The sequence below is a fragment of the Palleronia marisminoris genome, assembly GCF_900172315.1.
In the GTDB taxonomy this organism is placed as follows: Bacteria; Pseudomonadota; Alphaproteobacteria; order Rhodobacterales; family Rhodobacteraceae; genus Palleronia; species Palleronia marisminoris.
The window spans coordinates 108,171-120,572 of sequence record NZ_FWFV01000002.1; the positions used below are offsets into that span (position 1 = coordinate 108,171).

14 protein-coding genes are annotated in these 12,402 nt (G+C 66.3%); 6 read left to right on the top strand and 8 right to left on the bottom strand.

Going from position 1 to position 12,402, the window contains the following annotated elements; translation table 11 throughout:
* Positions 1 to 9 precede the first annotated feature (9 nt).
* The gene (locus PAM7066_RS04150) at positions 10 to 597 is read left to right on the top strand and encodes a hypothetical protein (RefSeq protein WP_139214952.1); all 588 of its coding nucleotides are present in this window, start codon (positions 10 to 12) and stop codon (positions 595 to 597) included.
* Between the two features lie 163 nt (positions 598 to 760).
* Complete coding sequence (scpA, locus tag PAM7066_RS04155) at positions 761 to 2,872, top strand: methylmalonyl-CoA mutase (RefSeq protein WP_085852890.1); 2,112 nt, start codon at positions 761 to 763, stop codon at positions 2,870 to 2,872.
* A gap of 53 nt (positions 2,873 to 2,925) precedes the next feature.
* Here scpA and PAM7066_RS04160 read toward each other — a convergent pair whose 3' ends face one another.
* The 5 genes from PAM7066_RS04160 to PAM7066_RS04175 form a co-directional block, all read right to left on the bottom strand.
* Positions 2,926 to 3,114 (bottom strand): hypothetical protein, encoded by a 189-nt coding sequence (locus PAM7066_RS04160; RefSeq protein ID WP_085852891.1) that lies wholly within the window; start codon positions 3,112 to 3,114, stop codon positions 2,926 to 2,928.
* A gap of 271 nt (positions 3,115 to 3,385) precedes the next feature.
* Positions 3,386 to 3,733 carry a hypothetical protein gene (locus tag PAM7066_RS04165; RefSeq protein ID WP_085852892.1) on the bottom strand — a complete coding sequence of 116 codons (348 nt, stop codon included), beginning with the start codon at positions 3,731 to 3,733 and terminating at the stop codon, positions 3,386 to 3,388.
* Between the two features lie 60 nt (positions 3,734 to 3,793).
* The gene (locus tag PAM7066_RS18855; RefSeq protein WP_175484574.1) at positions 3,794 to 3,937 is read right to left on the bottom strand and encodes a hypothetical protein; all 144 of its coding nucleotides are present in this window, start codon (positions 3,935 to 3,937) and stop codon (positions 3,794 to 3,796) included.
* Between the two features lie 109 nt (positions 3,938 to 4,046).
* Positions 4,047 to 4,439 carry a DUF6497 family protein gene (locus PAM7066_RS04170; RefSeq protein ID WP_085852893.1) on the bottom strand — a complete coding sequence of 131 codons (393 nt, stop codon included), beginning with the start codon at positions 4,437 to 4,439 and terminating at the stop codon, positions 4,047 to 4,049.
* A 94-nt stretch (positions 4,440 to 4,533) separates the two neighbouring features.
* Entirely contained in the window at positions 4,534 to 6,066 is a 1,533-nt protein-coding gene (locus PAM7066_RS04175) for an acyl-CoA carboxylase subunit beta (protein ID WP_085852894.1), read from the bottom strand.
* Between the two features lie 180 nt (positions 6,067 to 6,246).
* Between PAM7066_RS04175 and PAM7066_RS04180 the strand changes: the two genes are divergently transcribed.
* A complete protein-coding gene (locus PAM7066_RS04180) occupies positions 6,247 to 7,407 on the top strand; it encodes a multidrug effflux MFS transporter (RefSeq protein WP_245749594.1) in 1,161 nt (386 codons plus the stop codon).
* Between the two features lie 9 nt (positions 7,408 to 7,416).
* On the opposite strand, the gene PAM7066_RS04185 is transcribed toward PAM7066_RS04180, so the two are convergent.
* On the bottom strand, positions 7,417 to 7,989 hold the full coding sequence (locus PAM7066_RS04185) for a hemerythrin domain-containing protein (RefSeq protein ID WP_085852896.1): 573 nt from the start codon (positions 7,987 to 7,989) through the stop codon (positions 7,417 to 7,419).
* Between the two features lie 62 nt (positions 7,990 to 8,051).
* Between PAM7066_RS04185 and thpR the strand changes: the two genes are divergently transcribed.
* Positions 8,052 to 8,594 (top strand): RNA 2',3'-cyclic phosphodiesterase, encoded by a 543-nt coding sequence (gene thpR, locus PAM7066_RS04190; protein WP_085852897.1) that lies wholly within the window; start codon positions 8,052 to 8,054, stop codon positions 8,592 to 8,594.
* Between the two features lie 30 nt (positions 8,595 to 8,624).
* Here thpR and PAM7066_RS04195 read toward each other — a convergent pair whose 3' ends face one another.
* A complete protein-coding gene (locus PAM7066_RS04195; RefSeq protein WP_085852898.1) occupies positions 8,625 to 9,428 on the bottom strand; it encodes an MBL fold metallo-hydrolase in 804 nt (267 codons plus the stop codon).
* Positions 9,429 to 9,610: 182 nt separating this feature from the next.
* Between PAM7066_RS04195 and PAM7066_RS04200 the strand changes: the two genes are divergently transcribed.
* Both PAM7066_RS04200 and purF read left to right on the top strand, forming a co-directional pair.
* Complete coding sequence (locus PAM7066_RS04200; protein ID WP_085853276.1) at positions 9,611 to 10,192, top strand: LysE family translocator; 582 nt, start codon at positions 9,611 to 9,613, stop codon at positions 10,190 to 10,192.
* Positions 10,193 to 10,287: 95 nt separating this feature from the next.
* Positions 10,288 to 11,748: an amidophosphoribosyltransferase gene (gene purF, locus PAM7066_RS04205; RefSeq protein WP_085853277.1), complete on the top strand. Its 1,461-nt coding sequence runs from the start codon at positions 10,288 to 10,290 to the stop codon at positions 11,746 to 11,748.
* Positions 11,749 to 11,808: 60 nt separating this feature from the next.
* Here purF and PAM7066_RS04210 read toward each other — a convergent pair whose 3' ends face one another.
* Positions 11,809 to 12,387 (bottom strand): biotin transporter BioY, encoded by a 579-nt coding sequence (locus PAM7066_RS04210; RefSeq protein WP_085853278.1) that lies wholly within the window; start codon positions 12,385 to 12,387, stop codon positions 11,809 to 11,811.
* Positions 12,388 to 12,402 lie beyond the last annotated feature (15 nt).

Below are 12,402 nucleotides of genomic sequence, written 5' to 3' on the forward strand. Positions count from 1 at the left end.
CCCGGCCCCTTGGGCATCGACCCCCGGATCTGGCAGGCCATCGTGGCCGGTGCGTTTCTTGCGCTCGGCTGGATCGTCAACGGCTGGCAGAACAGGCGCGAAGCCGCCCGGCGCCGCCATGAACGCCTGCGCGACAGCCACCGCGCGCTCTATGCCGAGATCGGGACGAACCTCGACGCGCTCGGCGGTCCCGATGTGTTGGAGGCGCACGAAACGACCATGGTTGCGAGGATGGAGTCCGAACCCGACTTCGTGCCCTTCGTCCCCAGCGAGCGCCCGATGCCGGTCTTCGAAGGGCTGGTCGAGCACGTCCACATCCTGCCGCGGGTAACGATCGACCCCATCGTGGCCTATTACAGCCAGATGCAGGCGGTCACGGCGCTGGTGCAGGACATGCGGGGTCCGGCCTTCGCAAGCTTGTCGGCAGAACGGCGCATCGCGATCTATCGGGACTATATCGGGATGAAGACGCAGGCGTTCCTCTACGGAGATTACGCGCTGCACCTGATCGCCTCCTTCGCGGAAGGCGGGAAGTCGGCGGCTGAAAAGACCGCCGCGCGGCTCAGTAGCCGGGACGCGGACCCGAGCGGCCGGTGACCGGGATCGGCGTGTAGGGAATGTCGCGATTGGCCATGGGTGGACCCTCCTGCCTGTCAATATAGGCGCTCTGTCCTCGCCCTGCAATCGACCAGCGGCTTGCGGCTGGCCCCGCTGCGCGTGAAAGATGCGTCGAGCTGCGCAACGAGGAGGAGCCAAGCCGATGAGCGACTGGAAGACCCGGGCCGAAAAAGAGCTGCGCGGCCGCTCACTCGACGAGCTGACCTGGCGCACCGCCGAGGGGATCGACATCGCCCCCGTCCATGGACCTGCGCAGGATCACGAGCACATGGGCTCCATGCCCGGCGAGCCGCCCTTCACCCGCGGTGTGAAGGCCACGATGTATGCTGGAAGGCCCTGGACCATCCGCCAATATGCGGGCTTCTCGACCGCAGAGGAGTCAAACGCCTTCTACCGGAGTGCCCTCTCGGCAGGGCAGCAGGGTGTCAGCGTCGCCTTCGACCTAGCCACCCACCGCGGCTATGACAGCGATCACGAGCGGGTCGAGGGCGACGTGGGCAAGGCCGGCGTGGCCATCGACTCGGTCGAGGACATGAAGGTGCTCTTCGACGGCATCCCGCTTCAGGACGTCAGCGTCTCGATGACGATGAACGGAGCGGTTATCCCGGTGCTGGCGAGCTTCATCGTCGCGGGCGAGGAACAGGGCGTGGACCGCGCGCAGCTGTCGGGGACCATCCAGAACGACATCCTGAAGGAGTTCATGGTCCGCAACACGTATATCTATCCACCCGAACCCTCGATGCGGATCGTGGCGGACATCATCGACTACACGGCGCAAGAGATGCCGCGCTTCAACTCGATCTCGATCTCGGGCTACCACATGCAGGAAGCCGGGGCGAACCTGGTGCAGGAGCTGGCCTTCACCCTCGCCGACGGCAAGGAATACGTGAAGACGGCGATGGCCCGCGGCATGGACGTGGACGCCTTCGCGCCGCGCCTGTCGTTCTTCTTCGCCATCGGCATGAACTTCTTCATGGAGGCCGCAAAGCTGCGCGCCGCCCGCTTCCTCTGGCACGATATCATGACCGAGCTCGGCGCCAGGGACGAGCGGTCGAAGATGCTGCGCACCCACTGCCAGACAAGCGGCGTCAGCCTGGCCGAACAGGACCCCTACAACAACATCGTCCGCACCGCCTACGAGGCGATGAGCGCGGTCCTCGGCGGAACCCAGTCGCTGCACACGAACAGCTTCGACGAGGCGATCGCCCTGCCCACCGACTTCTCGGCCCGGATCGCGCGGAACACGCAGCTGATCCTGCAGCATGAGACCGGCGTGACGAACGTGGTCGATCCGCTGGCGGGCTCTTACTACGTCGAGAAGCTGACCGCCGACCTGATCGCGCAGGCGCGCACGCTGATGGCCGAGGTGGACGAACTGGGCGGCATGACGAAGGCCGTCGAGTCGGGGATGCCGAAGCTCCGGATCGAGGAAGCCGCCGCCGCCAAGCAGGCGCGCATCGACAGGGGCGAAGAGGTCATCGTCGGCGTCAACAGGTTCCGCCTGCCGCAGGAAGAGGAGCTCGATATCCGCGTGGTGGACAATGCCGGCGTGCGGCAGAGCCAGATCGAGCGACTGGATGACCTAAGGAACACTCGCGATCAAGCTGCCTGCGATGCCGCGCTTGCAGTGCTGGCTGAGGGCGCGCGGGGCGACGGCAACCTGCTGGGGCTGGCGGTCGAGGCGGCGCGCGCGCGGGCAACCGTGGGCGAGATCAGCATGGCGCTGGAGGAGGTGTTCGGCCGCCATCGGGCCGAGGTGCGCACCCTCTCGGGCGTCTATGGCGCGGCCTACGAGGGCGATGCGGGTTACGAGAAGATTCGGAAGGACGTCGAGGCCTTCGCCGAAGAAGAAGGCCGCAGGCCCCGGATGCTGGTGGTGAAGGTCGGCCAGGACGGGCACGACCGGGGCGCCAAGGTGATCGCGACAGCCTTCGCCGATATCGGCTTCGACGTCGATGTGGGACCGCTATTCCAGACGCCGGAAGAGGCCGCCCAGGACGCCATCGACAACGATGTACACGTCGTGGGGCTGTCGAGCCAGGCCGCGGGGCACATGACCAACGCGCCCAAGCTGATCGATGCATTGCGCGCGCGCAACGCGGGCGACATCCTGGTGATCTGCGGGGGGGTCATCCCCGCCCGCGACTATACGGCCTTGAAAGAGGCCGGCGTCGCGGCGATCTTCGGACCCGGCACGAACATTCCCGAAGCGGCGGCGAAGGTGCTTGACCTGATCCGCAACGGGCGGCCCTGAGCCGCCCCCCTCACGGAAACGAGCTGCGTCCGTTTCCGTGTTGCGAAGGACTATCAGAAATCGTCGATGAGGGCGCCGCCAACGGCACCGATCGCCGCTCCTGCGACCGGCTCATTGACGGCGGTGCCAACGACTGCACCGCCCAAGGCGCCGGTACCGGCCCGCTCCAGATCCGTGTTGCCGCAAGCCGTCAGGACAGCGAGGGCGGCCAGAGCGACAGAGGCGCGGAAGACGTGATTCATTGGGTGTTCCCTTCATTTCACAAGCTAATGAACCGGGAACCCGAACGATGACCCGCGGTTCCCGCCCATGAAAAACGGCCCGGACTAAAAAAAGACCGGGCCGGAGGGGGAAGGGGTATAATATCCAACAGTTCAGGGAACTGGGGACACTTGAAACGATATCGATTCGAAGGAAAAAGGCGATAGCTTCCAGTTCGGCAGCCCTTCAGTCGGTCCCTTTCCGCCGGTTTCCGAATCGCAGTGGCGATAAACCGCCTTCGGCCGCTGGATGCTAATCCTCGAAAGCGTCCGGAAAGCTCGCCCGTGCGCGCGCCTCGTCGATGCGCAGAAGGGCTTCGTAGCTTTCGGGGTCGAACGGATCCTCGGCCGGCACGACCTCGCGCCCGAACAACCAGGACAGGCGGCCTGCGTCCAGGTTTCCACGCTCGAACGGGGCGTCGCCGAAATGCTGCCAGAGCGCCCAGAGAAACCCTTCGTCCGCCAGGCGGTCGGCGGGCCTGCGATCGCGGTAGCGCTCGCGCGCGACCAGCTTGGTAGCGCCGTTCGGCGAACCGCGGCGGATGGTGAACTGGAAATCGGTGCCGGGCAGTCGGCCGGGAAATCCCCGATGTTTCAACATCTTCGCCGTCCTTCCGGGGGTATCGCGGGCGACCCTGTCGGATGCGCCCGCGACAGGTGTTCAGTACTTCGAGTAGGTGGGCTCGGCGACGATCGGGGCAACCGGCGCCGGATCGGCGTAGACGACCTCGTCGTTACGCTGGCCGCAGGCCGAGACGACGGTCAGGAGGGCGAGGCCCATGATGATCTTGACGCTCTTCGACATGAAATTCTCCGTTGATGAAATGAATCGCGTTCGCGACTCCGCGGCACGTTACACGAGCCGATACCGGCTTGGTAGCGGGCTCGTGAACGATAAGTCACCGATATTGCGTCTAGAAGGCCTGCCAGACACACTCGCTGCCTTCAGGCGTGTAGGCCCCGAAGAACTGGACCGCGTCCGGATCGGAGGCGCCGAACGGCACCTCGCGGTCGGCCAGCGAAATGACGATCGACCGGGCCGGCGGATCGGCATCGGCGACTCGCGGCAGGGCGTAAGACAGGCACAGATGCGCAAGGTCCGCCTCGGTCGTAACATAGTCCTGCGCCGGGTTCAGATCGGCCGCGACGAAGCGGAACTGGTAGGCGTAACCGTACCCGTAGCCGGGATCGTCGCCCACGACCTCGATGAACGCGACCTCAAGGCCCGAGGGCAGAGGAATCCGCTCTCCGGCGGCGTGGCCGTGTCCGGCAGACAGCACGACCGTGGCGATGGCTAGGCGCAACATCCGAATGTCCCCGTACCGGATCGAGCTTCGGATTCCACCATAGGCATCGCGGTCCCCGCCCGACAAGTCGCCCGATCGAATTGTCCCTAACGCGTCAGAGGGGGATGTTGTCGTGCTTCTTCCAGGGATTCTCGACGCGCTTTCCGCGCAAGCTGGCGAAGGCGCGGCAGACCCGGCGGCGGGTGGATTGGGGCAGGATGACCTCGTCGATGAAGCCACGCTCAGCCGCCTTGAAGGGGTTGGCGAAGTTCGCCTCGTAATCCGCTGTGCGCTCGGCGATCTTGCCAGCGTCACCGAGTTCGGAGCGGTAGAGGATCTCGACCGCGCCCTTGGCGCCCATCACGGCAATCTCGGCCGTGGGCCAAGCGTAGTTGAAATCGCCGCGCAGGTGCTTCGAGCTCATCACGTCGTAAGCGCCGCCATAGGCCTTGCGGGTGATGACCGTCACCTTCGGCACCGTCGCCTCGCCATAGGCAAAGAGCAGCTTGGCCCCGTGCTTGATGACGCCGCCATATTCCTGGCTCGTGCCCGGAAGGAAGCCCGGCACGTCGACGAAGGTCAGGATCGGGATCTCGAACGCATCGCAGAACCGCACGAACCGCGCCGCCTTGCGCGAGCTGTCGATGTCGAGACACCCCGCCAGGACCAGCGGCTGGTTGGCGACGACGCCCACGGTGCGCCCTTCGAGGCGGATGAAGCCCGTCAGGATGTTCTTCGCGAACTCTGCCTGGATCTCGAAGAAGTCGCCCTCGTCCGCGACTTTCACGACCACCTCCTTCATGTCGTAAGGCATGTTGGGGTTTTCGGGGATCACCGTGTCGAGGCTGTGGTCAATGCGGTCCGGCTCGTCGAAGAAGGGACGGACGGGGGGCTTCTCGCGGTTGTTGAGCGGCAGGAGGTCGACGAGGCGCCGCGTCTCGATCAGGGCCTCGACGTCGTTCTCGAAGGCGGCGTCGGCGACGCTGGACTTCTTGGTGTGGGTCGAGGCGCCGCCCAGTTCCTCGGCGGTGACGACCTCGTTGGTGACGGTTTTCACCACGTCGGGGCCGGTGACGAACATGTAGGACGAGTCCTTCACCATGAAGATGAAGTCGGTCATCGCAGGGGAATAGACCGCCCCACCCGCGCAGGGCCCCATGATGACGCTGATCTGCGGGACCACGCCGCTGGCCATCACGTTGCGCTGGAACACCTCGGCGTAGCCGGCGAGGCTCGAGACGCCTTCCTGGATGCGCGCGCCGCCCGAGTCGTTCAGCCCGATAACCGGCGCGCCGTTGCGGATCGCCATGTCCATGATCTTGCAGATCTTCTGGGCGTGCGTTTCCGACAGCGACCCGCCGAGCACGGTGAAATCCTGGCTGAAGACATAGACCTGCCGGCCGTTGATCGTGCCCCAGCCGGTGACGACGCCGTCGCCCGAGACCTTGTTGTCGGCCATCCCGAAATCGGTGGCGCGGTGCGTGACGAACATGTCGAACTCTTCGAACGAGCCCTCGTCGAGCAGCAGGTCCACCCGCTCGCGCGCGGTCAGCTTGCCCTTCTCGTGCTGCTTCTCGATCCGCTCGGCACCGCCGCCCAAGCGGGCGGTCTCGCGGCGCTCGACGAGTTGTCCGAGAATGTCCTTCATCGCGCGGTACCTCTGCGATCTTTTTCACGTATCTGTCATCATAGGCCGCGGCGGCGGGCGGCGAAAGATGCCTGCGCAACGGAGCTTGGACTTTCGAACCGTGCGGTTTAGATCGGCGGAATGCCAGCCAATCGCCATGCCGTTTTCCTAGACAGAACGACCCCGCCCCACATCGCCTCCATGATCCTGCTGACATCGGTGTCGGCACTGGGGATGAACCTGTTCTTGCCCTCGCTTCCGGGCATGGCCGAGTTTTTCGACGCGCCCTACGAGGTGATCCAGCTGTCCGTCGCCGGCTACCTCGGTGTGAACGCGCTGCTGCAGATCATCATCGGCCCCCTGTCGGACCAGTTCGGACGCCGCCGGGTGATGCTGGGTGCGACGGCGATCTTCGTCGTGGCGACGATAGGTTGCCTGTTCAGCACCAATGTCTGGGTCTTCCTGACATTTCGCATGATACAGGCGGCAATCGTCGCCGGACTGGTCCTGCCGCGGGCGGCGATCCGCGACCTCTATACCCAGGACGAGAGCGCCTCGATGATGGGGTACGTTACCATGGGGATGTCGCTGGCACCGATGCTCGCGCCGGCCCTTGGCGGGGTGCTGGACCAGGCCTTCGGATGGCACGCCAGCTTCGTGGTCTATCTTCTGGTGGGCATCGGCGCTTTCGCCCTGACCTATTACGACATGGGCGAGACCGCCGCTGCGGCCACCAGCAACTTCCGCGGGCAGTTGAAGGCCTATCCGGAACTTCTCACCTCGCCCCGGTTCTGGGGCTACGCGGCGACGGCGGCATTCTCGTCCGGCGCGTTCTTCGCCTACCTTGGCGGCGCCCCCTACGTCGGCTCCGAGGTGTTCCAGTTGAGCCCGTCCGTCCTCGGCATCTATTTCGGGGCGCCGGCCGTCGGGTATTTCGTCGGGAACTTCATCACGGCGCGGTTTTCCGTCCGGATGGGAACCAACCGGATGGTCCTTTACGGGTCCGTCGTCTCTGCGATCGGTCTGGGGACAGCCTGTCTGCTGTCGCTGGCCGACCTCGAATCGCCTGCGGTGTTCTTCGGCTTCATGACCTTCGTCGGGCTGGGCAACGGCCTGGTGATCCCGAACGCGACGGCGGGGATGCTGTCGGTCCGCCCGCACCTGGCGGGCACCGCCTCGGGGCTGGGCGGCGCGATCATGATCGGAGGGGGCGCGGCGCTGTCGGTGCTGGCGGGCATCCTGCTGGCGGGCCAGTCCAGCGCCCTGCCCCTCACCGCGCTGATGACTTTCAGCTCGATCCTTGCCGTGGCCGCGATCCTGTTCGTCCTGCGCCGCGAGGCACGCCTGCGCGCGCGGGGCTGACGCGCAAGCTCAGTGAATTTCGGGTGCGTATTTCAGGATGACCGGGACCACGAGGTCTTCCTCGTCGGTCAGGTGCCGGTCCAGGAAGTCGCCGAACCCCGAAAGCTGCTCGTCGAGCGCACCGGCCGCCACCTTGGGATCCTTCTCCGACAGTCCCCGAAGCATCGCGTTCGTGCCCTCGGCCAGGTCGTTCAGATGCCCGTCGAGGGCATGGTGGTCGGCGTCGAGGATCACGAAGCCCCGTTCGAGCCGCTGATCCAGGCTGGTCAGCACCGGGAAATAGTGATGATCCTCAATCGAGTGGTGGCCGTGCAGCTCCTGCAGGAAGAACTGCGCCATCCGGGCGGTGTTGCGGCCGTATTGTTCGCCGTCCTGCTGCCCGTCGAGATAGCTGCGCGTGCCGGCCTGCAGCTTTTCGAGGATCTCGCGGAACATCAGGTGCCGCTGCAGCCAGAACCGCGTCAGGGGCGAGAAGTTCGGATGCGCTTCCCACGTTCCGCGGGGAAGCTCGGCCACCAGGACGCGCAGGGCATCGGGAAGGCCGTCGCGGCGCTCGAGCGCCAGGATTTCGTCTTCGGTCATGCGGGCCGATATAGGTGTCGGCCCCCTTCCCGTCACCCCGCCTCGGCCTTAGATCGGGGGCCATGCGCGCATTTCTCGCCCTGACGCCGCCCGACGCCCTTGTCGATGCCCTTTCAGCCCTCCTCTCGGCCCTGAATTGCGGTCGCCACGTGGATGACGACGACCTGCACCTGACGCTCGCGTTCTTTCCCGAGGTGACGCTGGCAGAATTGGAAGAGCTGAACCTCACGCTCGAGATGATGCGGCCGGGTGCTGTTCCGCTTCATGTGACGGGGCTTGGCACGTTCGGCAGCAGCGACCCGCGCTCGCTTCACGCCGCGGTCGCGCCCGATCCCGCGCTGATGTACCTCCAGAAGAAGGTCGAGACCGCCGCCCGCCGGTCGGGCATCGACCTGCCCCACCGGCGCTTCGTTCCGCATATCACGCTCGCGCGGTTCCCGAACCGGATGCCGCCCGAGGATCACGCCAGGATCGGGCGCTTCCTCGAGGCGCGGGGAAACTTCCGGTTCGATCCCGTGGCGGTGGACGAGGTCGCGCTGATCCAGTCCACGCTGGGTCCCGACGGCGCACGCTACGACCTGCTGGAAAGCTACCCGATCGCGTGAACGAGGCGCCGTGGGGCGCCCCGTGCGGGGTCAGAGTTCGCCAGGCTCGTACCAGTCGCCCACGAGAACCTCGGTTTCCGCATCCGTCTCGGCCAGGAGGTCGACAAGCTCCTGCGGATCCTGAGTGCCGCCGTCCCGACCGCGGTAGTGGTAGGGATACACGTAGGTCGGGGCGAACGCGGCGATGGCGTCGGCGGCCTGCTCGACATCCATCGTGAAGGGCAGGTTCATCGAGACGAACGCCAGGAAGATATCCTCGAGCGCGCGCATCTCGTCGGTGCCCTCGGTATCGCCCGAGATGTAGATGCGGCGGCCGCCGATCTCGAACACATAGCCGTTGTCGCGCCCCTCGGGGTGGAAGTCTTGCCGCCCCTCGGTGATGTTGTAGGCGGGGACCGCCTCGATCATCAGGCCCGAAACGTCGATCGTCTCGCCATTCCCTACCTGCTGCGCCTTCGCCTGCAGTTCCGCGGGCAGCATGTCGTACACGGCCGGGTTGGTCAGAAGCTGCGTCTTGCCGACGGCCAGGGCCTGCAACGTCTCGGCATCGTAGTGGTCGCCATGCTCGTGGGTGACGAGGATCAGGTCCGGCTCGGGCAGGCCTTCGTAGTTGGACGCCCCGCCGACCGGATCGACGTAGATCACGCCGGAAGGTGTCTCCATCACCAAGCTGGCGTGGCTGATCGGATGCACCGTGAGCGGACCGGCCTCGGTCTCGAATGTGCGCGCGCCGCCGTCCTGGGTGCCGGCATCCTGGGCGAAGGCCGCGAGCGGAAGGCATGTCATGGCGCCGAGCGTGGCGCCGGTGGCGAGAAAGCTGCGTCTGGTGGTCATCGGTCTCTCCTTTCGGGGCGGTTGATCTCGGAACGAGACTTAGCCCGATGGTGCGCAGCTTCATCTGCACCGCCGAGGAGCGCGCGGGGCGGGCTGGCAGCCTTGCCGTTTCCGGCATCGCCCCCCGCGATCGACGACGATCGCATCTGTCTTTGCCAGCGATTTCGCGGCAGATTGCCGGCATGACGCCCGACAGCTTCCTCACCTTCGTTCTCTTCGCCGCCGTCGCCACCGGGACGCCCGGACCGAACAACCTGATGGTCATGGCCTCGGGCGCGAATTTCGGGCTGCGGCGCACGCTTCCCCACATCATGGGCATCGCCTTGGGATTCGCGGTGATGATCGCGCTGGTCGCTGCAGGCATGGCACGGATTTTCGAGCTGCTCCCATGGCTCGAATTGACGCTGATGGCGCTGTCGGCTGTGTTCCTGCTCTATCTCGCGTGGAAGATCGCCACCGCCGCACCGCCCGAGGCGCACCGCCCGCAGGGGCGCCCCCTGACGTTCCTGCAGGCCGCCGGGTTCCAGTGGATCAACCCGAAGGCCTGGGCGATCGCGCTGACCACCGTCGCGATCTATGTCGAGCCGTCCCGCGCGCTGCCTGCCGCACTTGTCTTCGCGACCGTGGCCCTGCCGCTCGTCACGCTCTGGACCGTCGTGGGCGAAGGAATCGGGCGGATTCTGCGGACGCCGCGCGCCCTTCGGGTGTTCAACGTCGCAATGGCGGCCGTGCTTGTCGGCACGATGATCCCCGCATTCGTCTGATCTGCGCTTCGTGATCCGGCGGGACGTGACAAGGGGGTGACAAGGGGATAAGGGGGCCGCAACACGCCCTCGCCGGAGCCGAGCCCATGCCCGCGATGCCCCCCGCCCACCCGTTCGACGACGACAAGCTCCGCGAGGAATGCGGTGTCTTCGGCGTGACCGGCGTGGCCGACGCCGCGAATTTCGTCGCCCTCGGGCTGCACGCGTTGCAGCACCGCGGGCAAGAGGCTGGCGGCATCGTTAGCCACGACCCCGAGCATGGCTTCAACTCGGCCCGCCGCTTCGGCTATGTCCGCGACAACTTCACCAAGCAGTCGCTGATGGACACGCTGCCGGGGCCGCTGGCGATCGGCCACGTGCGCTATTCCACCGCCGGCGCGAAGGGAAACACGCAGATCCGCGATGTGCAGCCGTTCTTCGGCGAGTTCTCGATGGGCGGTGCCGCCATCGCCCACAACGGCAACATCGTGAATGCCGACGCCCTGCGGCGCGAGCTGATCGACCGCGGCTCGATCTTCCAGAGCTCCAGCGACAGCGAGTGCATCATTCACCTGATGGCCCGCTCGCTGCAGCAGAAGGTTCCCGCGCGGATGCAGGACGCCTTGCGCCGGGTCGAGGGGGCGTTCTCGGTCGTCGCGATGACCCGCACAAAGCTGATCGGCGTGCGCGACCCGTTGGGGGTTCGTCCGCTGGTGCTGGGCAAGCTGGGCGACGATGGCTGGGTCCTGTCGTCCGAGACCTGCGCCCTCGACATCATCGGGGCCGAATTCATCCGCGAGGTCGAACCGGGCGAGATGGTTGTGATCGAGAACGGCGAGGTTGCCTCGCACAGCCCGTTCGCGCCGCAAAAGCCCCGCTTCTGCATCTTCGAGCACGTCTATTTCTCGCGGCCCGATTCAATCCTGGGCGGCCGGTCCGTCTACGAGACGCGCCACCAGATCGGCGTCGAACTGGCGCGCGAGGCCCCGGTCGAGGCCGACCTCGTCTGCCCCGTCCCCGATTCCGGCACGCCCGCGGCCATCGGCTACAGCCAGGAAAGCGGGATCCCCTACGCCATGGGGATCATCCGCAACCAGTACATGGGCCGGACCTTCATCGAGCCGACCGAGCAGATTCGCAACATGGGCGTCCGTTTGAAGCTGAACGTCAACCGCGCGCTGATCCGCGGCAAGCGCATCGTGCTGGTCGACGATTCGGTGGTGCGTGGCACGACGACGGTGAAGATCCGCGAGATGTTGCTGGATGCCGGCGCCGCGGCCGTCCATTTCCGCATTGCGAGCCCGCCGACCGCGTGGCCCTGCTTCTACGGCGTGGACACGCCCGACCGCGAGAAACTGCTCGCTGCGACCATGTCCGAGGCCGAGATGGAGGCGCATCTGCGCGTGGATTCGCTGCGCTTCATCTCGCTCGACGGGCTCTACCGCGCCGTGGGCGAAGCGAACGGGCGCAACGCCGCCCAGCCGCAACATTGCGATGCCTGCTTCTCGGGCGACTACCCGATCTCGCCCAGCGACCGGATCGAGAAGGGCTTCCGCCTGAAGGAAGCCGCCGAGTAGGCCGAATGAAAAACGCCGCCCCCGAAGGGACGGCGTTGTTGCTTGCGGCCTGAAGGTCGTTCAGCGCGACAGCGCCGACCGACCACCCGCCACGACCAGCACAGCCAGCACGGCCTTGACCGCGTCGCCGATCAGGAACGGCTGCATCCATCCCGCCCAAAGCGCCGAGGCCGAGCTAGCGGCCCATCCCGCTTCGACACCGAGGCCCGAGGCCACCGCATAGGGCCAGGCCAGACCCGGCATGTACAGCACCGCGGCCGCCACGAGCGCAGCGGTCAGCATGCCTGCCTTGCCGGCCCGCGCGCCAAGTCCGGCGACCCAGGCCATCATGACGAAGCCGATCAGGAAGCCACCAGTCGGCCCGGCGATGTAGGCAAGCCCCGCACCGCCATTCGCGAAGACCGGCAGGCCCATGGCACCTTCGGCCAGGTAGGTCAGCAGCGTCACGGCAGCGAGCCGCGAGCCCATCGACAGCCCGACGGCGATGATCGCCGCACCCTGGAGCGTCATCGGCACGGGCCACATCGGCACCGAAACCTGCGCGGCCAGCGCGATCAGCACCGTCCCGGCCAGTACCAGCGCGGCCTGCTGCCACATGGCAAGGTCGCGACCGCGAAGAAGAGGGGTGTCGTAGGTCATGTCGAACTCCAAACC